Source organism: Streptococcus canis, assembly GCF_900636575.1.
GTDB lineage: Bacteria > Bacillota > Bacilli > Lactobacillales > Streptococcaceae > Streptococcus > Streptococcus canis.
The window spans coordinates 2,029,645-2,054,254 of record NZ_LR134293.1 but is presented as its reverse complement, the minus strand read 5'-3'; the positions used below and the strand labels follow the sequence as shown (position 1 = coordinate 2,054,254).

26 protein-coding genes and 1 pseudogene are annotated in these 24,610 nt (G+C 43.5%); all 27 read left to right on the top strand.

What is annotated here, in order from left to right:
- Nucleotides 1-11: 11 nt before the first annotated feature.
- The 27 genes and pseudogenes from EL097_RS10340 (at nt 12) to EL097_RS10215 (ending at nt 24,610) form a co-directional block, all read left to right on the top strand.
- A complete protein-coding gene (locus EL097_RS10340) occupies nt 12-263 on the top strand; it encodes an Nmad4 family putative nucleotide modification protein (protein WP_003047241.1) in 252 nt (83 codons plus the stop codon).
- A gap of 1 nt (nt 264) precedes the next feature.
- Nucleotides 265-714 (top strand): DUF4314 domain-containing protein, encoded by a 450-nt coding sequence (locus EL097_RS10335; RefSeq protein WP_003047243.1) that lies wholly within the window; start codon nt 265-267, stop codon nt 712-714.
- Between the two features lie 47 nt (nt 715-761).
- Nucleotides 762-1,235, top strand: a complete 474-nt coding sequence (locus EL097_RS10330; protein ID WP_003047244.1) for a phage terminase small subunit P27 family — start codon at nt 762-764, stop codon at nt 1,233-1,235.
- Nucleotides 1,232-2,824 (top strand): terminase large subunit, encoded by a 1,593-nt coding sequence (locus tag EL097_RS10325; protein ID WP_025195231.1) that lies wholly within the window; start codon nt 1,232-1,234, stop codon nt 2,822-2,824. The genes EL097_RS10330 and EL097_RS10325 overlap by 4 nt, the downstream gene beginning before the upstream one ends.
- Before the next feature lie 66 nt (nt 2,825-2,890).
- Nucleotides 2,891-3,184: a type II toxin-antitoxin system RelB/ParD family antitoxin gene (gene relB / locus EL097_RS10320; protein ID WP_000024185.1), complete on the top strand. Its 294-nt coding sequence runs from the start codon at nt 2,891-2,893 to the stop codon at nt 3,182-3,184.
- Nucleotides 3,177-3,515 carry a type II toxin-antitoxin system RelE/ParE family toxin gene (locus EL097_RS10315; protein ID WP_000181406.1) on the top strand — a complete coding sequence of 113 codons (339 nt, stop codon included), beginning with the start codon at nt 3,177-3,179 and terminating at the stop codon, nt 3,513-3,515. Before relB ends, EL097_RS10315 begins: the two co-directional genes overlap by 8 nt.
- Before the next feature lie 80 nt (nt 3,516-3,595).
- Nucleotides 3,596-3,799: a hypothetical protein gene (locus tag EL097_RS10310; RefSeq protein ID WP_000155124.1), complete on the top strand. Its 204-nt coding sequence runs from the start codon at nt 3,596-3,598 to the stop codon at nt 3,797-3,799.
- A gap of 69 nt (nt 3,800-3,868) precedes the next feature.
- Nucleotides 3,869-5,206, top strand: coding sequence for a phage portal protein (locus EL097_RS10305; protein WP_000523689.1), 1,338 nt, complete (start codon nt 3,869-3,871; stop codon nt 5,204-5,206).
- A complete protein-coding gene (locus tag EL097_RS10300; protein WP_001248759.1) occupies nt 5,151-5,849 on the top strand; it encodes a head maturation protease, ClpP-related in 699 nt (232 codons plus the stop codon). The genes EL097_RS10305 and EL097_RS10300 overlap by 56 nt, the downstream gene beginning before the upstream one ends.
- A 14-nt stretch (nt 5,850-5,863) precedes the next feature.
- On the top strand, nt 5,864-7,072 hold the full coding sequence (locus tag EL097_RS10295) for a phage major capsid protein (protein ID WP_000040506.1): 1,209 nt from the start codon (nt 5,864-5,866) through the stop codon (nt 7,070-7,072).
- A complete protein-coding gene (locus EL097_RS10290; protein WP_000988606.1) occupies nt 7,069-7,326 on the top strand; it encodes a head-tail connector protein in 258 nt (85 codons plus the stop codon). The genes EL097_RS10295 and EL097_RS10290 overlap by 4 nt, the downstream gene beginning before the upstream one ends.
- Nucleotides 7,326-7,664: a head-tail adaptor protein gene (locus EL097_RS10285; RefSeq protein ID WP_000684957.1), complete on the top strand. Its 339-nt coding sequence runs from the start codon at nt 7,326-7,328 to the stop codon at nt 7,662-7,664. Before EL097_RS10290 ends, EL097_RS10285 begins: the two co-directional genes overlap by 1 nt.
- Nucleotides 7,657-8,025 (top strand): HK97 gp10 family phage protein, encoded by a 369-nt coding sequence (locus EL097_RS10280; protein ID WP_003047252.1) that lies wholly within the window; start codon nt 7,657-7,659, stop codon nt 8,023-8,025. Before EL097_RS10285 ends, EL097_RS10280 begins: the two co-directional genes overlap by 8 nt.
- Nucleotides 8,026-8,033: 8 nt before the next feature.
- Nucleotides 8,034-8,360, top strand: coding sequence for a hypothetical protein (locus tag EL097_RS10275; RefSeq protein WP_001209975.1), 327 nt, complete (start codon nt 8,034-8,036; stop codon nt 8,358-8,360).
- Between the two features lie 2 nt (nt 8,361-8,362).
- Nucleotides 8,363-8,932 carry a major tail protein gene (locus tag EL097_RS10270; protein WP_000818570.1) on the top strand — a complete coding sequence of 190 codons (570 nt, stop codon included), beginning with the start codon at nt 8,363-8,365 and terminating at the stop codon, nt 8,930-8,932.
- 11 nt (nt 8,933-8,943) lie between these two features.
- Nucleotides 8,944-9,363, top strand: coding sequence for a hypothetical protein (locus EL097_RS10265; RefSeq protein ID WP_003047255.1), 420 nt, complete (start codon nt 8,944-8,946; stop codon nt 9,361-9,363).
- 182 nt (nt 9,364-9,545) lie between these two features.
- Nucleotides 9,546-12,665, top strand: a complete 3,120-nt coding sequence (locus EL097_RS10260) for a phage tail tape measure protein (protein WP_003047259.1) — start codon at nt 9,546-9,548, stop codon at nt 12,663-12,665.
- Nucleotides 12,662-13,387, top strand: coding sequence for a hypothetical protein (locus EL097_RS10255; RefSeq protein ID WP_003047260.1), 726 nt, complete (start codon nt 12,662-12,664; stop codon nt 13,385-13,387). Before EL097_RS10260 ends, EL097_RS10255 begins: the two co-directional genes overlap by 4 nt.
- Entirely contained in the window at nt 13,387-16,302 is a 2,916-nt protein-coding gene (locus tag EL097_RS10250; protein ID WP_006738705.1) for a phage tail spike protein, read from the top strand. Before EL097_RS10255 ends, EL097_RS10250 begins: the two co-directional genes overlap by 1 nt.
- Nucleotides 16,303-16,314: 12 nt before the next feature.
- Nucleotides 16,315-18,172 (top strand): annotated as a pseudogene (locus EL097_RS10245) (DUF859 family phage minor structural protein).
- A 17-nt stretch (nt 18,173-18,189) separates the two neighbouring features.
- A complete protein-coding gene (locus EL097_RS10240) occupies nt 18,190-18,594 on the top strand; it encodes a phage holin family protein (RefSeq protein ID WP_003047264.1) in 405 nt (134 codons plus the stop codon).
- Between the two features lies 1 nt (nt 18,595).
- The gene (locus tag EL097_RS10235; protein WP_003047266.1) at nt 18,596-20,065 is read left to right on the top strand and encodes a LysM peptidoglycan-binding domain-containing protein; all 1,470 of its coding nucleotides are present in this window, start codon (nt 18,596-18,598) and stop codon (nt 20,063-20,065) included.
- A gap of 221 nt (nt 20,066-20,286) precedes the next feature.
- A complete protein-coding gene (locus EL097_RS10230) occupies nt 20,287-20,688 on the top strand; it encodes a hypothetical protein (RefSeq protein ID WP_003047268.1) in 402 nt (133 codons plus the stop codon).
- Nucleotides 20,685-20,846 carry an SHOCT domain-containing protein gene (locus EL097_RS10635; RefSeq protein WP_003047269.1) on the top strand — a complete coding sequence of 54 codons (162 nt, stop codon included), beginning with the start codon at nt 20,685-20,687 and terminating at the stop codon, nt 20,844-20,846. Before EL097_RS10230 ends, EL097_RS10635 begins: the two co-directional genes overlap by 4 nt.
- A 56-nt stretch (nt 20,847-20,902) precedes the next feature.
- Nucleotides 20,903-22,111, top strand: a complete 1,209-nt coding sequence (locus EL097_RS10225) for a recombinase family protein (protein WP_003047272.1) — start codon at nt 20,903-20,905, stop codon at nt 22,109-22,111.
- A gap of 2 nt (nt 22,112-22,113) precedes the next feature.
- On the top strand, nt 22,114-23,679 hold the full coding sequence (locus EL097_RS10220) for a recombinase family protein (RefSeq protein WP_003047275.1): 1,566 nt from the start codon (nt 22,114-22,116) through the stop codon (nt 23,677-23,679).
- Between the two features lie 133 nt (nt 23,680-23,812).
- Nucleotides 23,813-24,610 (top strand): Cof-type HAD-IIB family hydrolase, encoded by a 798-nt coding sequence (locus EL097_RS10215; protein WP_003047278.1) that lies wholly within the window; start codon nt 23,813-23,815, stop codon nt 24,608-24,610.

The window sequence follows — 24,610 nt, the reverse complement described above, 5'->3', positions numbered from 1 at the left end:
AGAACAAAACCATGACAACCGCAACACTTGAAAGACTTCACGGCTACTACCAAGCAACCGCAAGTATCATTCCTTACAAGGATTGGGTGATTGTTGCCTACACAGGTTACAAAGGCGTTAGTGTAGATATTTACGAAACAACAGACAGCCTTGACCACTTCAGCCATTTTGAAAGAAAATTTGACCGCATTTACCAAGAAGAAGGAAACTTCCAAGACCAAGGTAACGCAGTCAAATGGGCATTTGAAACAATAGGAGCATAAAATGAACGACAAACTTTTGAAACGAATCAAATTGTCCTATCCAAATGGAACAAGGGTAAGACTTGTTCATATGGACGACCCTCGCCCAGTTCCAGTAGGGACGCTTGGCACGGTACTTGATGTGGATGATATTGGTTCACTCATTGTCTCTTGGGACAATGGGCAGAGCTTGAATGTTTTATATGGGATTGATTATGTAGTCAAGGTTGAGATTGACCGTGAAGGCTTTATTCAAGGCCTCTACAACTATCTGAGACAGGGGTACAATGGGTACGTTTTTGATAGTGATGAGAAAGCCGTCCCCTTATCACACGATGAGGTTTTGAGCTTAATGACTAGTCCTACTGCAAAAACGGACATTGATATTTTTGAAGATGAACGTCATTACCATAACTTAGAACCTAGTGTTAAGTTATCTCGTGAAGAGATTGAAAGTGTTGTTAAGAACTAAAAGGTTTCTGTTGAAGCCTTTTTCTTGTGAAAAAAGGAGGTGAGACCGTGGCAGTTAGAGGGCGAAAACCAAAGCCTACCAATTTGAAAATACTTGAAGGAAATCCTGGAAAGCGGCCTCTACCATCAAATGAGGTTAAACCCAAACAGAAAGCCCCACGTTGCCCACAGTGGCTCGAAGACGATGCCAAGAAGGAATGGAAACGGATGGGTAAAATTCTAGAACAGATGGGTCTATTAACGGAGATGGACATGACGGCCTTTGCCGGGTATTGCCAAGCCTATGCTCGTTGGAAGGAAGCAGAAGAATTTTTATCCAAGCATGGTTCGATTATCAAAACTCCCAATGGTTACCTCCAACAAGTTCCACAAGTATCCATTAGTCAAACGAACCTAAAAATTATGTTAAAGTTCTGTGAACAGTTCGGTCTGACCCCCTCAGCCCGTAACCGTTTGGCGACTATGGATGCAGAGGTTGGTAATGGTGATGAGATGGAAGTTTTGCTAGGAGGTATTCTCTGACCTATCATTATGAACCAAGTCCTATTATGCTTCCGACTTCTCATTACGACAAGTCAAAGGCAGATAGGGCAGTGACTTTTATCAATAACCTTGCCCACACCAAGGGCAAGTGGGCAGGTAAGAAGTTTGATTTGTTGCCGTGGCAAGAGCAGATTGTTCGTGACCTCTTTGGGATAGTGAAGGAAGATGGTAACCGTCAGTTTCTAACAGCCTATATCGAGATACCAAAGAAAAATGGCAAGTCTGAACTCGCCGCGGCAATTGCTCTTTATCTACTTTACGCTGATAATGAGGCCAGTGCGGAAGTTTATGGTGCTGCTTGTGACCGCAACCAAGCCTCTATTGTATTTGACGTTGCTAAACAGATGGTTCTCATGAGCCGACCACTTGAAAAACGCTCCAAGATTATGGGAGCAACCAAGCGGATAGTCAACTATTCAAACGCTGGTTTCTATCAAGTCCTCTCAGCTGAGACAGGAACCAAACACGGACTCAACGTGTCTGGACTAGTCTTTGACGAAATCCATGCCCAACCCAATCGCCATCTCTATGATGTCTTGACCAAAGGTTCAGGTGACGCTAGGGAACAACCCCTCTTTTTCATCATCACAACAGCTGGAACAGATAAAAACTCCATCTGTTATGAACTCCATACCAAGGCACTTGACATTCTTAAAGGTCGAAAGAAGGACACGTCCTTTTATCCAGTCGTGTATGGATTATCTGATGAAGATGATTGGAATGACGAAGCCAACTGGCTGAAAGCTAACCCCTCACTTGGTCACACGATTGGGATTGACCGTGTTCGTGAAGCCTACCAACAGGCACTTGATAACCCAGCAGAGGAGAACGTCTTTAAGCAGCTCCGTCTCAATATGTGGACGAGTTCCAGTGTGGCTTGGATACCTGAACATGTCTATGCAAAAGGTAACGTCCCAATAGATTATGAGGCTCTTAGGGGGCGAGATTGCTACGCAGGGCTTGACTTATCGAGCACATCTGACATTACAGCCTTTGTCTTGGTTTTCCCACCACGACATAGTGAGGAGAACTATATTATATTGCCCTTCTTTTGGTTGCCAGAGGATACTTTGGAGTTGAGATGTCGCCGTGACCACGTCTTATATGATGTTTGGGAAAAGCAGGGCTACATCAAGACAACCGAAGGAAACGTTGTTCACTATGGTTTCATCGAAGCCTTTATTGAACACCTCTCTGAAACCTACCACATCAAGGAGATTGCCTATGACCGCTGGAATGCGACCCAGATGGTTCAGAATCTTGAGGGAATGGGCTTAACCATGGTGCCTTTTGGACAAGGCTATAAGGATATGAGTCCACCATCCAAGGAACTTTACAAGCTCATGATGGAAGGGAAAATCCAACACGGAGGTCATCCAGTTCTCAAATGGATGGGACAAAACGTGGTTATGCGACAAGACCCTGCTGGCAATATCAAGCCAGACAAGGAAAAATCCGTTGAGAAGATTGACGGTATTGTGGCTCTTATCATGGGGCTTGACCGTTGTATTCGCCACCAAGGTGATGAAGGTAGTGTCTATGATGAGAGAGGCATCCTAAGTTTTTAGTTGACGTATAAAGAGAAGTTTGATAAAGTGTAAATACAAATCATCTTTACAAAAGAGGTCTTTATTATGGCAAATACTCAACCAGTCAATTTTAGAGCAGATTCTGCCTTTTACCAACAAACCAAAGCAATTCTAGCAGATGAAAAGCTAACTCTTTCTGATGTTTTCAATGCGGCTCTCCGCAAAATTGCGACAGGGGCAGTTGATGCAAAAGAATTCGTTTCTAGTGATCTAACAGAATCTCAGTATCAAATCGCCTTTGAAGATTTGAAAAAGGAGATTTTACTTGGACATCAAGATATCCTAGAGGGCAATGTAACTGCACTCTCTGATGTCAGAAAGGAATTTGGTCTTGACTAATCACAAACGTTATCAGGTTCTTCTTGCCGACCAAGCAAAGCAAGACTTAAGGGATATCCATGACTATATCTTGGTGAACTTTTATAGCCAACAATCTGCAGATGGGAAGATTGATTTAATATTATCTGCTCTTGAAACCTTAGAAACTTTTCCTGAGGCTTGTCCTTTGGTATCAAGTCGTGGTTATGGTCAATTGACTGACGATAGTAAAATCTATCGCTATATGCCTATCGAAAACTATATTGCTTTTTATTTTATAGAGCAACACACTGTCAACGTTGCTCGTATTATGAATTCAAAGCAAAATTGGGCTAAATTATTTAATAAATAGCCATTGATTTTTTGACCGAAAGTTAGAATTTAGAGTTAAAATAGAACTATAATAGAACTATTAAGAAGCGAGGTTTTAATATGACGATTCAAGAAATTCAAGAGAAAATCGTAGCTGAGTTAAGTGGTAAAGTTTCTGCAGGGGAATTTTCAGAGAATGATGCTGTGGCCTATTGGTCAGACGAGACTGGTGTTTATGCTTATTCACTTGAAGAAAAAGATATCGAACATCACTCTTCGGTGACGTCCATTCGAGATTTGATTGAGACTATTCTGGAAAGCTAAAAAGAATATAGCATGAGGCATCTCCAAATGCGGAGGTGCTTTTTTCATACCCAAAAATAAGGAGGAATTATGGGACTACTTGATTTACTTGGAAGAAAAAGGACCAGAGATAAGCCCCAAAACAGTTATGAAGGTCAGGACTTTTCCTACCTCTTTGGTCGCACGACTAGTGGAGAGAATGTGGATGAGTTTAAGGCTATGCAGACGACGGCGGTCTATGCTTGTGTGCGAATCCTTGCAGAAGCAGTTGCCTCTTTACCAATTCATGTTTATGAGTTGACGAGTAATGGAAAAGAGAAAAAGATCGATCATCCGTTATACTTTCTCCTTCATGATGAACCCAATCCAGAGATGTCCTCCTTTATCTTTCGAGAGACAATTATGAGTCATTTGCTGATATGGGGAAATGCTTATATTCAGATTATCAGGGATAAAGCTGGACGAGTGATTAGTCTATATCCGCTATTACCTGATAAGATGTCCGTTCATCGTGATGATTCTGGAAAACTCTACTACAAATACCAGCGACAGACTGAAGAGAACCCTAACTTCAAAGATAAAGGAACAGTTCTATTGAAACAGGAGGATATTCTTCATGTGCCTGGACTTGGCTTTGATGGCTTGATTGGCTACTCACCGATTGCTATGGCAAAAAATGCGATTGGGATGACGCTAGCAACCGAGAATTACGGAGCCGCATTCTTTAAAAATGGTGCTAACCCAGGCGGTGTCTTAGAACACCCAGGGATTTTGAAAGACCCTAAACGAGTCCGTGACTCATGGAATGCTGTCTATAATGGAGCGACGAATGCTCATAAGGTAGCTGTCCTTGAAGAGGGCATGAAGTACACCCAAGTTGGTATCCCACCAGAAGAAGCTCAGTTTCTCCAAACACGGAAGTTTCAGATTAACGAAATTGCACGACTTTACCGTATCCCACCACACATGGTTGGGGATTTGGAAAAGTCGTCTTTTTCAAATATCGAACAACAGTCACTTGAATTTGTGAAATATACCTTAGACCCTTGGGTAGTTCGTTTAGAACAAGCCTTCAAGAGGTCTCTTTTTTTACCTGAAGAAAAGAAACGCTACCTGATCAAGTTCAACGTAGACGGTTTACTTCGTGGAGACTACCAAAGTCGTATGAATGGCTATGCCATCGCACGTCAAAATGGCTGGCTCTCTACAAACGACATTCGTGAGTTGGAAGACTTGAATTTGCTTCCTGATGAAGAAGGCGGGAACCTCTACTTGATTAACGGCAACATGACCAAATTAAAAGATGCTGGTGGTTTCATGAAGCAACCGACAGAAATGGAACCAGCTGAAGACACACCAGAGGAGGAAGAAAATGCGACAATTTTGGAATTTTACCGAAGAGGGAGATGTCCGCACTCTTCGGATTGAAGGACAGATTGCGGACGAAACTTGGTTTGGGGATGAAGTTACCCCACAGCTCTTTAAGAATGATTTGTTAGCAGGAAAAGGCGATATCACCCTCTGGATCAATAGTCCAGGGGGTGATGTGTTTGCGGCTGCCCAAATCTATAACATGCTGATGGATTATAAGGGAAATGTCAATGTGATTATTGATGGCCTAGCCGCAAGTGCTGCCAGCGTGATTGCCATGGCAGGGACAACTGTTACCATGAGCCCTGTAGCTATGCTGATGATTCATAATCCTTGGACAGTAGCACAAGGTGAAGCTAGGGATATGGCAAGAGTCATTGAGATGCTTGGGGAAATCAAGGAGTCCATTATCAATGCCTATGAGTTACGTACTGGTCTATCAAGAACGAAGATTTCACATCTGATGGATAGTGAAACTTGGTTCAATGCTAAAAAGGCTGTTGAGCTAGGTTTTGCGGATACAATTCTCTTTGATGAGGGAAAATCTAGTGAAACTAACGTTCTTGACAGCTATACCTTTAGTCGAGTGACTACTGAGAAAGACCTTGTTGTGACTATGCAAGCTAAACTTGAGCCACCAAAACCCAAGTTAAGTATTCCGCTTAACCAATTGGAAAAAAGATTACAGTTAATAAAATAAAAGGAGTGTATTGTATGTCTAAATTACTTGAATTAAAAGAACAGCGTAACAAGGCTTGGCAGGATGCTAAAGCCTTTTTAAATGCCTGTGAAACATCTGATGGTATGGTGTCTGAAGAAGATGCTAAGCGCTATGATGAGATGGAAACTAAAGTTACTAATCTGACAAAGCAAATCGAACGTTTGGAACGTCAAGAAAAGTTGGATACAGAATTGTCGCAACCGACTTCACAAGCATTGACCTCGCAACCTACAGTAGATGTTAGTAAGGAAAAAGGAGATGAGAAGAAAGGTATTGCTTCGGATGTTTATTCTCAAACCTTCTGGACCAATGTCCGTAAACGTCACTTTTTTGATGTGAAAGATGTTCTTCGTGTTGGTGAAGATACAGAGGGTGGTCATCTTGTTCCAGATGAATACGAGAAGAAACTGGTGCAAGGTCTTCAAGAAGAAAATTTTTTTAGAAGTCTTGCGACTGTTATTAAAACATCGAGTGGTGAGCGTAAGATTCCAGTTGTCACCGGTCACGGTTCTGCCTCTTGGATGGACGAGAATGGGCTCTATCCAGAGACAGATGAGACTTTTGGTCAAGTGACTCTTGATTCACATAAGATTGGGACAGCAATCCGTATCTCAGAGGAATTGCTCAATGATTCTGTCTTTGATCTTGAGTCCTATATGACTTCTGAATTTGCTCGTCGTATTGGCACAGAAGAAGAAAAATCTTTCTTGGTGGGTGATGGTTCTAAAAAGCCAACAGGTATCTTTACGCAAGCAGATGTAGAAGGACCAACGACCGCAACCAAAGACATCACCTTTGATGACATGATTGAGCTTTACCACTCACTGCCAGCTCCTTACCGTAAGAATGCGGTCTGGATTTTACATGACACTACGGTAAAAGCTATCCGCAAGCTTAAGGACAATAATGGTAATTACATCTGGCAACCATCTACACAGGCTGGTCAACCTGATTTGATTCTCAACCGTCCTTACTACACGTCGACCTTTGCGCCACTTCCAGAAGCAGGAAACAAAGCTATTGCCTTTGGTGATTTCTCTTACTACTGGATTGCGGACCGTCAGGGTCGTACCTTCAAACGTCTCAATGAGCTTTATGCCAACAATGGCCAGATTGGTTTTCTTGCCGGCCAACGTGTGGATGGAAAACTTGTTCTACCAGAAGCTGTTAAGGTTTTGACTGTCAAAGGTAAAACGGCATGATGACGTTAGAAGAAGTCAAGCTTTATCTGAAAGTGGAAAATGGTGAGGAGGACTACCTTATCGAGCAGTTGATGGCAACTAGTCGCCAGCTCTGTGAAGATATTCTTCGTGAGACCTCAACTTCTGAAGTTCTAAAGACAGCAATCCTCTACGGGGTTGCCTATCTTTATGAACACCGTGAAGAAGCCAATCACAAGGAGTTAAAGGAAACTCTCTATCATTTGCTTTTAGCTGACAGAAAGGATGTGTTCTGATGAAGATTGCCCCTCTAAGAGAACAGCTAGTCTTTCAAGAAAAGCGAATCAGACAGGATGACATCGGAAATGAGTCAACCATTTGGGATGACCTCTTTATGCGTTGGTGCTCTTGTCGCCCTCTGGCTTTAACTGAAAGTGATGGGAGTGTGACAAAACTGATTCATAACAAGGTGCAGTTTACCTTGCGTTACGATAAGGCTGTTCTTACTCTTAACTCTTTAACGACTCGGATTTACTTTCGTGACCAGTATTACGCTATTGAGTCCCTTGATAGCGATACTGTGCCACGGAGCTTGATTTATATCGTTGCGACTAAGGAGGAAGCTCATGACTAGAATTGGACTTGATGATTTAGCTTCAGTTATTGAAAAGGAGTTAACGACTTATGCCAAAGACACCACGGATACCATGCGTGAGGTGGTTGAGGAAGTGACAGACGATGCCGTTGAAACCTTAAAGGTTACTTCCCCAAAACGACGTGGGAAATATGCTAAAGGGTGGACGAGTAAGGCAACGACTGACACCAATACCGCTCTGACTAAAACCATTCATAACCGAACGCCTGGGCTAACTCATTTGCTTGAAGATGGGCATGCTAAACAAAATGGTGGTCGGGTTGAAGGGCGAAAGCACATCGCTCCTGTCGAGAAAAAGGCGATTCAGTCGTTTGAGGACAAATTGAGACAGAAACTGTGAGGTGGCTTATGCGATTTGAAGAGCTTTTCCGTGTCTTGAAAGCAACCAAACTCCCAGTAGCCTATCACCATTTTGAGGAAGGGCACAGCCCCAGTCCGCCCTTTATGGTTTATTTGGTCATTGATTCAGATAACCTTGGAGCCGATAACTGGGCTTATCACAAAGCTCTAAACGTACAGATTGAGCTTTACACGACTAAGAAAGATTTAGCAACAGAAACAACGGTGGAATCCCTTCTTGATGCCCACCGTCTTTATTTTGACAAGGTAGAGACTTACATCACTAGTGAGAAACTCTACCAAACCATTTATTCCATCACACTATTAGGAGGATAACCATGGCAGAAAAAAACAAGGTCACCTTTGGCCTACAAGATGTCCACTGGGCAGAAGTCACTAGTGAAGGAGCTGACGGGGCTTTAACCTATGGCACTGTCGAGCGCCTTCGTGGTGCCGCAGAACTAACGCTTGAACCTACTGGAGACAAAGGGTCTTACAAGGCAGACAACATCAACTTTTACACGACTGAATCTAATGACGGCTATGAGGGAACACTGAAAGTTGCTCTCTTGTCGCAAGAGTTTCTGACTCGTGTTTTGGGCGAGCAGCTTGATGCGACCACCAATACCATTTCAGAAATTGCCAGTAGCAAGAAAAAGAACTTCGCTCTCATGTTCCGATTTGAAGGGGACAAGAAAGAGACGCTTCATGTGCTTTATTACTGTTACGCTTCACGCCCAACTGTAGGCTCTAAAACCAAGTCTGGGTCTGATATCAATGAGGTAGAGTTGACCTTTACGGCAAGTCCACGCCCACTTGATAAGATTGTTCGCCGCAGAACGACTGAAGAAACCAGTGATGAGATTCGTGAGAACTGGTTTAAATCTGTCTTTGAACCAGCTGCTTAAAGGAGGAGAACATGCGACAAAAAATCACCATTGCTGGGAAAACCTATCCTTTGGCTACGAATGCCTATACACCGATTGCTTATAAGGAACAATTTGGAAAGGATTATTTCCAGGATCTCTTTAACATGTTAAGTGCGGAATCCATCATGACTCAGCTTGAGCAATTGGAAGAGGGGGAAGAGTTAAAGGCTAGTCAGATTGACTTGTCTATTTTATCTGATTTCGACATGACCTTTTTTCACCGTCTCTTTTGGGTCTTTGCCAAGTCAGCCAACCCTCGAATCAAACCATTCGAGGATTTCTTTATGTCGATGGAGGAATTTCCCCTTCAGGAAGTTGGGCCAGTCTTGATGTCCATGCTTAACCAAGGGATGACAACCAGAAAAAAGCAGAAACTTCCGAAACAGCGAGCGAGGAAATCTTCACGGTAGAGAGTTACCTCTCTTGTTGTAAGGAGACTGGCCTTTCCATTGATGACTTAAAGCACATCTCAATTGGCATGGCACTGGATTATCAGACGGATTATGTGGAGCTAAGAAGCCGAGATGAGAGTGGTGTTCGTAAAGCTACCCAAGCAGACTTTGACAATTTCTAGTAGGGAGGAGGAGTGACGATGGCAGGAAATATCAAAGGTATCACCATTGAAATTGGCGGTGATACCCAGCCCTTACAAAATGCCTTAAAGGGTGTGAACAAACAGGCTTCTGAAGCCACTAAGGAACTGCGTCAGATTGACAAGGCACTCAAGTTTGATACTGGCAATGTCACTCTTTTGACCCAGAAGCAGGAAGTCTTAGCCAAACAAGTTGAAACAACTAAAGAAAAACTCGCCACACTTCGTCAAGCTCAAGCCCAAGTCGAGGCTCAGTTCAAGGCCGGTAACATCGGTGCAGACCAATACCGTGCCTTCCAACGTGAGGTGGAGAGCACTCAAACGATCTTAAAGGGCTATGAATCAAAACTAGAAAGTGTTAACAAGGCTCTCTCTGAAAACGGAGCACAGGTTGAAACCAATCAATCGAAGCTCAATCGTCTCCAAAATGAGCAGGCACAGTTGGTGTCAGAAAGCGAAAAACTCAATAGTTCCTTTAAGCTACAAGAATCAGCATTAGCAACTACCGCAAGTGAGACTGATAAGTTAGCACTTGCTCAACAAAAGGTTGCTTCTCATTCAGAGATCCTTGAGAAACAGATACATAATCTGGAACAACAACTCTCTTTGACAAAGAGCGAGTATGGGGAGAATTCGATTGAAGCTAACAAGCTTGAGAAAACTCTTAATGAGACAAAGACCGCTTACAACAATCTCCAAAATGAGATGGAGGAGTTGGCCTCTAGCTCTGCGAGTTCCAAGGCTTCTTTGGAAGAGACAAATAGTCTCTTAAAGGCTGACCTTCTCATGGAGTTTGGCGACCAACTGGGAGAGTTGTCACAGAAGTTGATTGACTTTGGTCAACAATCGCTTGACGCATTTCTTGAAGTTGATGAGGGTATGGATATCATTGTCACAAAAACTGGAGCGACTGGTTCTGCCCTTGAAGAGATGACTGACATCGCCAAAACCCTAGCCACTGAACTGCCAACGGATTTTAATACGGCAGGAAGTGCCGTAGGGGAGTTGAATACGCAATTTGGGTTAACAGGAGATGCCCTTAAATCAGCCTCTACCCAGTTGATTCAGTTCTCAGAGATCAATGGGAGTGATGTGACGAGCTCTGCCATTTCAGCCAAACAAGCGATTGAAGCCTATGGACTTGAAGCGACTGATTTATCAAGTGTTTTAGACACGGTTACTTATACCAGCCAAGCGACAGGTGTTGGTGTCCAAGAGTTAATGGACAAGGCAGTAGCGGGAGCACCACAAATCAAAGCCTTTGGCCTTTCCTTTGATGAGGGTGTCACCTTGATGGGACAGTTTGAAAAAGCAGGGGTTGATTCTTCTGCAGCACTTTCGTCACTCTCAAAGGCAGCTGTTAAGTATGCGGGCGATGGGATTACGCTTCAAGAAGGACTTGCTGGAACCATTGAGCAAATCAAAACCTCAACCAGTGAAACAGAGGCTCTTTCTCTTGCCTCAGAAATTTTCGGAAGTAAAGCAGCTCCACGTATGGTTGATGCCATCAAGCGTGGGGCTTTATCTTTTGAAGATTTAGCAGGAACAGCTGATAAGGCAGCTGGGATTGTAACACAGACCTATGAGGGGACGCTTGATCCTATTGATAAGTTTACAACTGCTCAAAACACGGCGAAGTTAGCGATGGCTGAAATGGGAGACGCTATTGCCGCAACCCTAGCTCCCATCTTGGAAATATTAGCGAGTTTACTTCAAGCTGTTGCCACTTGGTTTTCTGGTCTATCAGAACCAGTGAAACAATTTATTGTTATTGTCGGAAGTTTGGTCGCAGCCCTTGGATTAGTCTTACCGATTTTTATTGCTCTGCAAGCAGCTGCGATGGCTATGGGATCCACCATCATGGGGATGATAACAGTGGCAGCACCAATAGTAGGGATTATTCTTGGTGTCATTGCCGTTGTTGCCTTACTGGTTGTTGGGATTCAACAACTTTGGCAACATCACGAAGGCTTTCGGACAGCTGTGACAGAAATCTGGAATGCCATCTATGCCTTTTTATCTGTCATTATCCAACAGATATCAAGCTTTGTTATGTCGATATGGGGAACCTTGACTACTTGGTGGACAGAGAACCAACAGCTAATCCTTAATGCCGCAAATACCGTATGGACAGCCATTTCAACAGTTATTCAGACCATTATGACTATTCTTGGACCTTACCTTCAAGCCAGTTGGGAGAATATCAAACTGATTATCACGACAGCTTGGGACATCATTAAAGTGGTCGTTGAAACAGCCATCAATGTTGTCTTAGGTATTATCGAAGCAGTCATGCAGATTATCACGGGTGATTGGTCAGGTGCCTGGGAAACCATCAAGCAGGTCGTCTCTACAGTTTGGGAAGCCATCAAGTCACTGATTTCGATTGTTCTAAGTGCCATTGCTCAGTTCATTTCCAATTCCTGGAATGGCATTAAAGGCATCATGACAAACTTACTCAATAGCATCAAATCTGTCGTTAGTAATGTCTGGAATAGCATTAAGTCCACGATTAGTTCCATTCTATCGAGTATTGGCGCAACGGTATCTTCCGTTTGGAACGGAATGAAGGCTACTATCTCAGGTGTCCTAAGTGGTATTTCAAACACAGTGTCCTCTGTCTGGAATGGGGTCAAATCGACCATTACAAATGCTATCAATGGGGCAAAAAATGCAGTCTCTTCAGCCATCAATGCCATTAAGAATCTCTTTAACTTCAAGATTAAGTGGCCGCATATTCCTCTTCCGCACTTTAGTGTGTCAGGTTCTGCGAATCCCCTTGATTGGTTAAAAGGTAGCTTACCTAAGATTTCCATTCAGTGGTACGCCAAGGGTGGGATTCTGACTAAGCCAACGGCATTTGGTATGACAGGGAATAGCTTGATGGTTGGAGGAGAAGCAGGACGTGAAGCAGTTCTACCTCTTAATAACCAAACTCTTGGAAGTATCGGACGCAGCATCGCAGCCACCATGCCTAACAAAGGAACAACCATAACGGTCAATATCACAGATGTTGTGATTCGTGAAGAAGCGGATATGAAAAAACTAGCCGATTATGTGGCTGGTCGATTAGCTGATGAAATGGCACGACAAGCCTTACTGAGAGGAGGAACAGTGTGATTAAACATAATGAATTGGTACTGAATGGAAAAGGCACCTCGTCTTTTCCTTTTAAAGTGCTTGTGGAAGATAGACCGAGTATTCAAGTGCCACGGTCTAAAACGCAACTCTTAGACCATCGTGGGTTGAGTGGGGCGATTGTTCAAACCAATAAGCATCGTGATGTGATTGAGAAACCTTACCGCTTGTATCTTATTGGTGCGAGTGAGAAAGAAGTCAATGAGTTCTCGGCCTTTCTGATGCAGGAAGGGTTTTGGTTAGAAAGTGAACGGCTTAAGCTTACTCGATTTTGGTGTTACCGTACGGATAGCTTTGACATCAAGCAGGATGACCATGATGTGTATGTGATTGATGTGACCTTTATCTGCCACCCCACTCGCTTTTTTAAGAGTGTGGATAGGCAAGTTTTGAGTGCCAATGGTGTGTTAAAAACACAAGGCTCTGCTCTTGCCTTTCCTACCATCACCATCACCGGTCAATCGGTGTCAGAAACCTCATTCACAGTAGGTGACCAAGTGATCCGTATTGAGAAATTTACAGAACCTCTCCTTATGGTTAATCATCCAGACCGTCCTAGTTTTAAGACCCTATCAGGGAAAGCTGTTAAGTGGTCTGGGGACTTTATCACGATTGATGTCAGTCATCCAACACAATCTGTCGGAGTGATTTTAGGCAGTGGGATATTATCGCTTACCTTTGAGACGAATTGGGGGTGGGTGTGATGCTTTACCTTCTTGATGGTCAAACAAAGACACCGAAGTGGAATGGCCAACCATTATTTGAAACGGTGAGTGCAACGGTAGAAGAGGAGTTGAATGGCACTTTTCAGCTCCGTTTAACTTATCCGATTACGGATTCAGGTGTCCATGAAACCCTTAGAGCAGATGAATTGATTTTGTGTCCAACTCCTGATTTGGGAAAGCAGCTCTTTCGTGTTAAGCAGGTAAATATTCAAGACGATATGATAGAGCTTGAGTGCTATCACATTTCTGATGATGTGATGAAGCGTCAGATTAAGCCCTTTTTTGCGACTAACACGACTTGTCAATCAGCCCTGATGAGGCTGGTTGAAGCTTGTCCATCTGATTTAGGACTTTTTAGCTTTGACAGTGATGTGACGGAGCGTCATACCTATGTGTCTGACGAAGACTTGACACTTTACCAAGCTCTAATGGATGGTAAACATTCCATCCTTGGAACCTGGGAAGGTGAGCTCGTTCGTGCTAACTTTCAGCTGACGATTAAGAAACACCGTGGCAACGATAAGGAAGTTATTCTCACAAGTCATCACAATCTGAAAGCTTTTGAGGATAAGGATAATTCTGAGAAGGTCATTACGCGCATCTATGCGACCTCAACCTTTCAGGCAGAAGGTAGTGATGAGGATACCGTTCTTTCTGTTGTTGTGGAAAGTCCCCTTATTACCCAATACCCTTATGTCCATGAAGCACGGTATGAGAATAACACGCTTCAGACAGAGGAAGAGTTGCGACAATGGGCAATGGCTAAATTCACACATGAGCACATCGACAGTATCTCCAGACAGCTAACTGTTGAAGCCTATCAGTTAGACGGTCAGGAAGTTCATCTGGGTGATACGGTTACTCTTAAAAGCCAGAAGCACAAGGTAGATGTTAAGAAAAAGGCAGTTAGTTATACCTTTGACGCTCTAGAAGAAGTGTACCTTTCAGTGACCTTTGATGATGAGGTTAGCTTTACGAGCTCTGGATCATCTGGGACCCATTCGCTAGCCAGTGCGGCAAAGACTATTCTTGATGTCAATCAATCAGTTACAGAACACCGAGCGTCTAAGGAGCGAGCAAACTTTAACAAGGTTTTTGACAGGCAGTTTGAGCGTCTTCAAACAGAAGTTGAAGATGGTATCGCTATGGCCAAAGCAGAAGGCGAGCGTTCTGGGAAGAAAGCTGCGCTTGATTATCTGGCAACAGATGCCCTTGAAGCACGAGTCGCAGCCCTTCAAAAAGCTAAGATTGATGAGTTAACCGTCTCTAGTTCAGCATGGATGACAAGGCTTGTCTCTCAACAGATTCTATCAGAGTATGTGAAGAGTTTAGAGGTGGAAGCTGATAAGGTGGTTATTCCAGGTCAGCACAGCCCAGTATTTAGTTTGGATAGGGATGGGAATCTTTCCATTGATACGCCACTTCTAAAGGTTAGAGGGGAAAGTTTAGCGACACAAGCTGAACTTAAAACCATCTCTTTAACTCCTGGACCAAAGGGTGATGCTGGAGCAGATGGGGTAGGTATTCAGTCAAGGGAGCAGTATTACTTAGTCTCTGCACAAAAGACTGGTCTTACGACAACAAGTACTGGTTGGACTAAAACGATTCCCTCTCTAACCTCAACCCTTAAGTATTTGTGGAATTATGAAAAAACCACGTTCACCAATGGCTCAACGACAGTCACAACGCCTGTTGTTATCGGTGTTTATGGGGACAAGGGTGTGGATGGAAAGGTTGGTAAGGACGGAAAGACCCTCTACACTTGGAGGATGTACGCAGATAGTGACAAGGGAGATGGGATTTCTGCCGTCTCAACGGGCAAACGTTACCTCGGACTAGCCGTCAACAGGGAGAGTGCAACGCCTTCAACTAACCCTAGTGACTATACCTGGTCGTCCTTTTTTGAAGGAACAGAACTCGGTGGGCGCAATTACATTGACGATTATGCCATGAAGGCTACGACCTTTTCATCAGTAACCTCTGAGTGGAAGAAGGAGGTGGTTGAGGATACGAGCTCTGTCAGTGGCGTGACTGTTAAGATGACCTGTACCAAAGCAGGTACTGGTGGCTTCCATCGGAACTTCTATGATTTAAGAAGTCGAATTGGTGCTAATATGACGTTTAGTGTGGACCTCAAGGCAAGTAAGACGGTTAGTCTTACCATCGGAAATGAACTGAGCGGGACTAAGGTTGTTCAAGTTAGTTCTAGCTGGCAGCGGTATTCGGTGTCTTGGAAGGTTACTAGTGCCCAGAATCATTCCTATGTCTTTTACCTGAAGTCAGGAACATGGGCGGTGGGAGATGTGGTTTATCTTCGAAATGTTCAACTAGAAGATGGAAACGTTGCTTCAGCTCCAGGACCGTCTTTGAACGATCTGATCGCCCAGATTGATGCCAAGGCAGATAATGGCTTCATGAAGCAACAATTAGACCTTCTAACCGAAAAGACAGAATCTCTCCGAGTGGACCTTGAAGCGAAAGCGTTGGCAAAAGAAGTGGCCGATTGGCTCAAGTCTTATAAAGAATTTGAGAAAAATAATGAAGCTGTCCTTGCGCAATTTAATCAAGACTTTATTGATAATACGGCTCGTATCGCAGCGATTGAAGCTGATCTTAAAGCCAACAGTCTCTTGCTTAACTTTGTCAATACCTATCTGAGAGCTGGTGACAATGGGGTTATTATCGGTAAGAAGGATAACTCTGAGTATATCGAATTAACCCCACAAGGGATGATGATTAAGTCAGCTGGGAATGCCGTCATGACTGTCACAGCTGGTGTGATTAAAATTCATCATGGGGTCTTTGTGGAGACCTTACAGGTTGGATATTACCGACTAGAAGCTGCAAGGCATAATGCCAAGCATCTGGTTTGTCGTTTTATTGATGCCAAGTAGAAAGGAGACCTTATGGCAGATTATGGTTCAAATAATGATAGGGGCTATACCCTACTTTTGCGAGTGGAAGAAACAGGCACTTCGACCGCTGACAATACATCTACTGTCCGAGTCCAACTCTGGCTAAAGAATGGTTATACGACCTTTGGGATGTATGACTGTAGGGCGAGTGTGTCCATCAATGGGCAGACACTTTCTTGGTCAGGGCGACCCGATATGTACACGGCTCATAGTTCCCTCCACTTGATTGATAAGACCATTACTGTACCGCATGATTCCAATGGCTCCAAAACCATCAGTTTTTCAGCGACTTTTTCAGGCTCTGGGGGTTGGTCGCCTGGCACCTTAAATACGGGGTCACAAACGCTACGCTTAAGTGATATCCCACGGTCATCTAGTGCCACGGTGTCAGGCAATATGATGGGACAAGCCGTAACTATTACGATTAAACGTGCCAGTAGTGATTTTACCCATAACATGACCTGGCATTTTGGGAGTCTAAGCGGCACGATTGGATCAGGCATTGCGACCTCTGTAACTTGGACGCCTTCGATTTCTCAATTAGCAACTCAAATACCAAATAGCACCTCAGGTAATGGGCATTTAACGCTAGCCACTATCTATGGTGGAAAGACGATAGGCTCAATGACAATTCCCATTACCCTCAACCTACCGACGTCTGTTGTTCCAACTTTGGGCAGTATTTCTGTTTCAGAATCACATGCCACTGCAAAAACGATTTTAACTGGCACAAGTTTTGCCCAGTTGGTGTCTAATCCTAAAGTGACCTTCAATCAAGGAGCAGGTATTTACGGTTCGACCATTCCTTCGACGGGTTATCGTGCAGAGGTCTTTAAATTTGAGAATAATCAGTGGGTTCAACTGCCTAATGTGGTAACGAGTCATAACGGTCTTTTGGGAGGTATCAACTGGATTGGTCGCGCTAAGGTCTCTGCCTATGTGACCGATTCGAGAGGGCGACAAAGTGCTCGAAAAGAAGTAGAGATAACCCTATTAGAGTATTTCAAACCTATCTTTTCATTCTCAGCGGTTCGTGCTGGTTCTAGTATGAATCAGGTGACGGTGACACGAAAGCTTAAGATTGCCCCTTTAACCATCAATAGTGTCCAAAAGAACAAGGCAACCTTGACATGGGAAGTGGTTGATTTGACAAGTGGCCAGAAGGTCACAAACGCTGGTGGTGCTGCCAACTGGACGTCGACAACGGAACACACAAAAACAGATTTCCAAGCTATTTTAGGTGGCGCCTATGATACCACGAAATCCTACACCATTATTGGAACGCTCGCAGACCTCTTTTACTCCACGACCTTTGAATTTACTATTGGTCCAGAAAAAGGTTGTCTACGGCTTAAGTCCATCAGGTATGGGGATAGGCAAAGCATGGACAAGAGGAGTGCTAGATGTGGATGGGAGTTTACCTGCTTATTTTGATGGTGAGATTTATATGAAGAATAAGAAACTTCTTGATATCTTTTACCCAGTGGGCGTCATTTACGAGTCCACGTCAAGTACCAGTCCAGCCACCATTATGGGTGGGACTTGGGAACGATTTGGCAATGGTCGGGTCTTAGTTGGTGTATCTGAGAATGAAAGTGAGTTTAATAGCGTTAATAAGTCAGGGGGTAGTAAGGCACATACCTTGACCATTGATGAGATGCCGTCTCACTCACACGCTCAGTATGTGACAGCTAACAACGGCTCAGGAGCAATTCGTCGTGACCATTCTTCAGATGGTAGCTCTAGCCTTTACCCTCAAGGGAATAACACAGGAAATACTGGTGGCGGAAAGCCACACAATAACTTACAACCTTACGTCACGGTTTACCGTTGGCGTAGGACAGCATAAGAAAGGAAAGCGTCATTATGAAAGAATTACTGGCAACAAATAAGGTTCTCTTTTCAGCAATCGGAGGACTTATCGGTTCGATTTTTGGAGAAGTGGATGGGGTCTTATATGCCCTTTTTATTTTTCTCATCATTGATTATGTGACTGGAGTCTTTGCGGCAATCGTCGAGAAGAATTTATCAAGCGGTCTTGGTTTCAAAGGCATCTTTAAAAAGATTGCCATTCTCTTTTTGGTATCCGTGGGACACCTCATTGATACTGAAATCATTAAGCAGGGTGGAGCGATTCGCACCATGGTTATTTTCTTTTACTTGAGCAATGAAGGTTTGAGTATTTTGGAAAATGCGGTGCGGATTGGCTTGCCTATCCCTGAGAAACTACGAGCCATCTTAAAACAATTCAACGAAAAAGAAGGAGACTGATATGGGAAAACATCTAGTGATTTGTGGTCATGGGCAAGGACGAACTGCCTATGATCCAGGAGCAATGAATAGCAAACGAGGCATTACAGAAGCTGGTAAAGTTCGTGAGTTAGTCAAACTCATGTCCAAGTACAGTGGAAAAAGCATTGACTACATCACTGATCAAAATGTTTATGATTATCGCAGTATTGGTAGCTTAGGTAAGGGTTATGACTCGATTACCGAACTTCACTTCAATGCTTTCAATGGTACAGCAAGAGGGACAGAAGTTCTTATTCAATCCTCCTTGACGGCAGATAAGGAGGATTTGGCTATTTTGTCAGTCCTGAGCCGTCACTTCCAAAACCGTGGGATTAAGAAGGTGGATTGGCTTTATAATGCCAATGAAGCTAAGAACCGTGGATATTCCTACCGCTTGGTGGAGATTGCCTTTATCGATAACGAAGAAGACATGACCATCTTTGAGAATAAGAAGGAAGAACTGGCTAAAGCTCTCGTATCTGCCATTACCCAAGAGGAGGTGAAGACAGTTGTTTCTGCCACCCCCAGTAAGCAAGGAGGACAGCCCCATTCTTCTACCAGCCCTGTTTATCACGTTGGGGATAGTGTTCGTGTGCTTGGTCATGCGACTCATTACCAAACGGGTCAAGCGATGGCGAGTTGGGTCAAGGGTCGCACCTACAAAATCCTCCAAGTCAAAGGAGTAACGCAGTCTCAGAGTAAGAGAGCTTACCTGCTTGAAGGGATTACCTCTTGGGTGTTGGAGCAAGATGTAGAGGGAACAAGCCTTGGACATTCTGAACAGACCTACACGGCTCAAAAAGGGGATAGTTATTGGAAGATTTCTCGGAAATTTGGGACAACCGTTGATAGTCTTCTAGCCTTAAATGGCTTGAAGAAAACGGATGTTTTAAAGATTGGGCAGACCTTGAAAGTCCATAAGGCAACCAGTTCCATCAAGGCAGTGGGGACAAGCCTTGCTCAACGTGCAGTTGCATCTGCCCTGTCTAAGGTAGGGCAAAAGGTGACTGTTCCTACCAACCCTTATGGCGGACAATGCGTCAGTCTGGTGGATAAGATTGTACAGGAGTTGACCGATAAGGATATGGCTTACACCAATGCCATTGACTGCTTAACCAAGGCAAAAGCCAATGGCTTTACAGTCATCAAGGATGCTTGGGGAGTAAATCCTAAAGCTGGCGATTTCTATGTCATTAAGACAGACAGTCACCCTTATGGCCACATTGGCATTTGTATTACCGACTCAGATGGTACAAGCATTGATGGTGTGGAACAGAATGTCGATGGTTATACTGACCACAACAAGAATGGTATCAATGACCAATTGGAAATTGGTGGAGGCGGTATTACTCGCCGAGTAAAACGTGTCTGGATGGCAGATGGCTCACTCTATGATGCGACTGGCACGGTCAAACTTGGAAAAGTCATCGGTTGGTTCAGATTAGGATAAAAGTTATCAAGCCTGGTGGAAACATCAGGCTTTTTCTTTTTTCTTTTTTTCCATATGGCGGAATTTTCCTCCTCAAACTTACTTAGGAAGGTAGAGAGAAGTTTTTTTCAAAAAACCGGAAAAACTCCTCTAAAAGTTACCTAGTCATGTAGAGAAAAAGTTTTCTTTAGTTTGGACTAAATATCACTTTTAGTCACCTAGTAGATAGAAGGAGGAAAGTCATGATCCCAGAACAAAAAGCAACTATTCGTTATTTACGAGAACATGGACTTGGTTATAAAGCCATTGGCGTAAAGCTCAGTCTATCGTCTAACACCATAAAGTCATTTTGTCGTCGTGAGGCGATAAAGGCTGGTGAGAAAACAGATGATGTTTTACCAGATTATTGTCATGCTTGTGGTCGTGTTTTGACGCATATAGATGGTAAGAAAAAGAAACGCTTTTGTGGAACGTCCTGTCGCCAAACTTGGTGGAACAGCCATTTGGAGGAAGTCAATCGACAGACCTATACCGAGCATGTCTGTTTGGCTTGTGGGGGTGAGTTTACCTCCTACGCTAATCCTAAGAGAAAATATTGTAGTCGTAAGTGCTATGTGACTGCTAGATTTGGAGACAAGAAATGACAGAACAAGACTTTCAACAAGAACTTACCTACCAACTGACTATGGCACAGGCCAAGCAGCTCCTGTCTCAAGGTCTGATTTCTGAAGCCGTCTTCCAAGAATTTAAGGCAAAAATGCTCGAAAAATATGAGCCATTTCTGAGCCAATTAGTTGCCTAAAAACTTGATAAATAAGGGCTTTAGAGTGATATATAGTTGCGAAAGGAGATGTATCAATGAAACAAATCAAAACGATACAAGCCCAAAAGGTAACTACCATCAAAAGGTTAAAGGTGGCCGCATACACTAGGGTTTCGCATACGAGTTTACTCCAGTCCTTATCCAATCAAGTCAGCTACTACAGCCAAATGATACAGGCAAATCCTGAATGGGACTATGTGGGAGTTTACAGCGATTCAGCCATTAGTGGCCGTAGTCAAGCTCATAGACGAGATTTTCAACAGTTACTTGAAGATTGTCGCAAGGGGAAGGTAGACCTTATTTTAACCAAATCTATCTCACGATTTGGTCGAAATACGGTGGAGCTTTTGGAAACTGTTCGTGAGCTGAAGCGACTTGGTATCAGTGTTCGCTTTGAAAAGGAGAAGATTGACACCCTAACCGCTGAAGGGGAGTTGCTTTTAACCCTGCTTGCCTCCATGGCTCAAGAAGAATCACAGTCTATCAGTCAAAACATCAGATGGCGAGTGAAGAAACGCTTTGAAGATGGAAAACCTTATATTCCCCAAGACATCTTTGGCTATCGATGGAATGGCGAAGAGTATGTGATTGAACCCCATGAAGCCTCAATTGTCAGACAGGTCTTTGAATGGTATATGGAAGGACTTTCAGCCCCAAAAATAGCTAAAAGGCTTGATGATAGGGGAGAACGAACAAGGCTAGGTAATCGCTTTACTAAGCGAATTATTTATAACATGTTTGACCAAGAAGCCTACTGCGGACGACTTATTTTACAGAAGACCTTTCGAGATCATTTTGGCAGTCGCTCTATTCCAAACGATGGGCAGATGGCAAAGTATATCGTTGAGAATGCCCACGAAGCCATTGTGACACCAGAGTATTTCCAACAGGTCAATCAAGAGAAAAAGCGGCGTGCTAGGAGGAGAGTATCAAAGCATGATGCCCTAGCAAAGTTACAAGGCAAAGTGTATTGTGAGCACTGCGGTTTAGACATGATTTTAACTTTGGAGACCAAATCTAATCAGGAAAAGCGAGTGAGGTATTACTGCAGGACAAGAGATGCCAAGGGTGTCGAGGCTTGTCTAGGACGTACCGTTACAGAAGAACAGCTCTTTCAAGCCTTTGGTGAGAGCATAAATACAGAAGACATTCACCATATTTCTTTTAATAGCGTGACCAATGAAGCTAAAGCGACCTATAGAAATGGAGAAGAAAAACACGTCATCATTCAGAAAGGACGGTAGACATGAAAAAAGTTATCACGATAGAACCAGCCAAACAGGTCACCCATAAGGTTGACCTGCCCAGCTTTACCAAACGACGAGTGGCAGGCTATGCCAGAGTATCCACTGACCATGAAGATCAGACAACTTCCTACGAAGCTCAGATGACATACTATACAGACTACATCAACAGTCGCTCAGATTGGGAATTTGTCAAGATGTATTCCGATGAAGGGATTTCTGGAACAAACACCAAAAAGAGACTTGGGTTTCAAGAAATGGTGGAAGATGCCCTTGACGGAAAGGTAGACCTTATTTTAACCAAGTCAGTCAGCCGATTTGCCAGAAACACGGTGGACTCCCTTTCAACGGTTCGCAAACTCAAGGAAGCAGGTGTTGAAATCTATTTTGAAAAAGAGAACATTTGGACCTTTGATTCTAAAGGGGAGCTTCTGATTACCATCATGTCGAGTCTTGCTCAAGAGGAGAGCCGTTCCATTTCAGAGAACGTGACTTGGGGCAGACGACGTCAGTTGGCTGAAGGGCAAGTGACCTTTTCCTACAGCCAAGTTTTAGGCTTCAAGAAAAGTGACACGGGTGGTTTTGAAATTGACCAAGAAGAAGCTAAAATCGTGAGGTACATTTTCCATCAGGTTTTACTGGGCAACAACCCCAATAAAATCGCAAGGGAGTTGACTGCCCAAGGGATTCCAACCCCACAAGGAAAAAGGAAGTGGAGTTACGGTACAGTTAAGCGTATGCTTCGGAATGAAAAATACAAAGGGGATGCCCTCCTTCAGAAAAGTTTTACAACGGACTTCTTGACCAAAAGCACCAAACCTAATGAAGGGGAACTCCCACAGTATTATGTGGAGAATAACCATGAAGCCATTATCAAGCGTGAAGTCTTTGATTTGGTTCAGGTTGAATTGGATAAGTTAGAAAAGAAACGGCAAACCAATAACATCTTCACAGGACGACTGTTCTGCGGTGACTGTGGGTCAGCCTTTGGAAGTAAGGTGTGGCACTCTACCAGCAAGTACAAACGAACCATCTACCAGTGCAATGCCAAGTATAAGGGTGAGCATAAATGTCAGACTCCCCATGTGACGGAGGAAGAGATTAAAGGTTGGTTCCTATCAGCCATGAACCAACTCCTCAGTAATCGAGAGGAGATTGTCGCTAATACAGAACTCTTGATTGACTTGGCAAAAGACACCTCACCGCTTGAAAACAAGATTGATGATTTGGAGCAGCAACTTGAAACTATTCGACAAGACATTGAAGACTTGGTTGATAGAAATGCAAGGAAGGCTCAGAATCAAGACCTTTACCAAGAGCAGTACGATACTCTAGTAACAGCCTACCAAGAAAGGCAGAAAGAGTTGCAGGAAGCTACGTCATCCTTAGAAGAGCAGAAAAGTAAACAGCTAAGTCTTGATGGATTTATTCAACAACTCAAACAGCAGGAAGACCTCATTACAGATTTCAATCAAGAACTCTGGCAGACTAGTGTTGAGCGATTGGATATTAAAGAGGGCAAGAAAATCAGCCTCACCTTCAAAAATGGTGTTCGGATTGATTTATAGAAGACAAGATGTGTCAATTCGGCACGTCTTTTTTTGGTGTTTCTGTGTTATAATAGAAGGAGTTATATTAGGATTTGAGATGCACACCCCACTCGGGTTTTGCACCCCCTTGAAAGGGAAAAGGTTAGATTGTATGATTAAATTGATAGCGACAGATATGGATGGTACCTTCCTAGCTGAAGATGGTACTTATAATCAAGGGCAATTAGCTGCGCTCTTGCCAAAGTTAGCCGAAAAAGGCATTTTATTTACGGTTTCGAGTGGCCGTTCGCTCTTAGCTATTGCCCAGCTTTTTGAACCCTTTTTAGAGCAAATTGCTATTATTGCAGAAAATGGCTCTGTGGTTCAATGCCGTGGTGAGATTCTATTTGCAGATGTGATGACCAAAGAGCAGTACATCGAAGTTGCAGAAAAGGTCTTAGCTAATCCTCACTACGTAGAATCAGGTATGGTTTTTTCGGGGCAAAAGGCAGCTTATGTTTTAAAAGGTGCGACAGAAGAGTACATTCAAAAAACAAAACATTACTATGCTAATGTTCAGGTGATTGATGGTTTTGAAGCTATGGAAAATGATGTCATTTTCAAAGTCTCTACCAACTTCACTGGCGATACGGTCTTAGAAGGAAGCGATTGGCTGAACCAGGCCCTCCCTTATGCCACTGCAGTGACCACCGGCTTTGATTCCATCGATATTATTTTAAAAGAGGTCAATAAGGGCTTTGGGATGGCTCACCTTTGTCAGGCTTTGGGCATTAAACCAGTAGAAACGATTGCTTTTGGGGACAATTTTAACGATTACCAGATGTTGGAGTTTGCTGGAAAAGCTATCGCAACGGAAAATGCAAGACCTGAAATCAAAGCAATTTCAGATCAGGTTATTGGTCATTGTAATGACGGAGCAGTATTAACGTATTTAGAAGGACTAGTATAA

What these genes read in the sequence shown, in the direction of transcription:
- EL097_RS10340 (WP_003047241.1), top strand. Translation starts at nt 12, where the DNA reads ATGACAACCGCAACACTTGAAAGACTTCACGGCTACTACCAAGCAACC.
- EL097_RS10335 (WP_003047243.1), top strand. Translation starts at nt 265, where the DNA reads ATGAACGACAAACTTTTGAAACGAATCAAATTGTCCTATCCAAATGGA.
- relB (WP_000024185.1), top strand. Translation starts at nt 2,891, where the DNA reads ATGGCAAATACTCAACCAGTCAATTTTAGAGCAGATTCTGCCTTTTAC.
- EL097_RS10310 (WP_000155124.1), top strand. Translation starts at nt 3,596, where the DNA reads ATGACGATTCAAGAAATTCAAGAGAAAATCGTAGCTGAGTTAAGTGGT.
- EL097_RS10305 (WP_000523689.1), top strand. Translation starts at nt 3,869, where the DNA reads ATGGGACTACTTGATTTACTTGGAAGAAAAAGGACCAGAGATAAGCCC.
- EL097_RS10300 (WP_001248759.1), top strand. Translation starts at nt 5,151, where the DNA reads ATGCGACAATTTTGGAATTTTACCGAAGAGGGAGATGTCCGCACTCTT.
- EL097_RS10295 (WP_000040506.1), top strand. Translation starts at nt 5,864, where the DNA reads ATGTCTAAATTACTTGAATTAAAAGAACAGCGTAACAAGGCTTGGCAG.
- EL097_RS10290 (WP_000988606.1), top strand. Translation starts at nt 7,069, where the DNA reads ATGATGACGTTAGAAGAAGTCAAGCTTTATCTGAAAGTGGAAAATGGT.
- EL097_RS10285 (WP_000684957.1), top strand. Translation starts at nt 7,326, where the DNA reads ATGAAGATTGCCCCTCTAAGAGAACAGCTAGTCTTTCAAGAAAAGCGA.
- EL097_RS10280 (WP_003047252.1), top strand. Translation starts at nt 7,657, where the DNA reads ATGACTAGAATTGGACTTGATGATTTAGCTTCAGTTATTGAAAAGGAG.
- EL097_RS10275 (WP_001209975.1), top strand. Translation starts at nt 8,034, where the DNA reads ATGCGATTTGAAGAGCTTTTCCGTGTCTTGAAAGCAACCAAACTCCCA.
- EL097_RS10270 (WP_000818570.1), top strand. Translation starts at nt 8,363, where the DNA reads ATGGCAGAAAAAAACAAGGTCACCTTTGGCCTACAAGATGTCCACTGG.
- EL097_RS10265 (WP_003047255.1), top strand. Translation starts at nt 8,944, where the DNA reads ATGCGACAAAAAATCACCATTGCTGGGAAAACCTATCCTTTGGCTACG.
- EL097_RS10260 (WP_003047259.1), top strand. Translation starts at nt 9,546, where the DNA reads ATGGCAGGAAATATCAAAGGTATCACCATTGAAATTGGCGGTGATACC.
- EL097_RS10250 (WP_006738705.1), top strand. Translation starts at nt 13,387, where the DNA reads ATGCTTTACCTTCTTGATGGTCAAACAAAGACACCGAAGTGGAATGGC.
- EL097_RS10240 (WP_003047264.1), top strand. Translation starts at nt 18,190, where the DNA reads ATGAAAGAATTACTGGCAACAAATAAGGTTCTCTTTTCAGCAATCGGA.
- EL097_RS10235 (WP_003047266.1), top strand. Translation starts at nt 18,596, where the DNA reads ATGGGAAAACATCTAGTGATTTGTGGTCATGGGCAAGGACGAACTGCC.
- EL097_RS10230 (WP_003047268.1), top strand. Translation starts at nt 20,287, where the DNA reads ATGATCCCAGAACAAAAAGCAACTATTCGTTATTTACGAGAACATGGA.
- EL097_RS10635 (WP_003047269.1), top strand. Translation starts at nt 20,685, where the DNA reads ATGACAGAACAAGACTTTCAACAAGAACTTACCTACCAACTGACTATG.
- EL097_RS10225 (WP_003047272.1), top strand. Translation starts at nt 20,903, where the DNA reads ATGAAACAAATCAAAACGATACAAGCCCAAAAGGTAACTACCATCAAA.
- EL097_RS10220 (WP_003047275.1), top strand. Translation starts at nt 22,114, where the DNA reads ATGAAAAAAGTTATCACGATAGAACCAGCCAAACAGGTCACCCATAAG.
- EL097_RS10215 (WP_003047278.1), top strand. Translation starts at nt 23,813, where the DNA reads ATGATTAAATTGATAGCGACAGATATGGATGGTACCTTCCTAGCTGAA.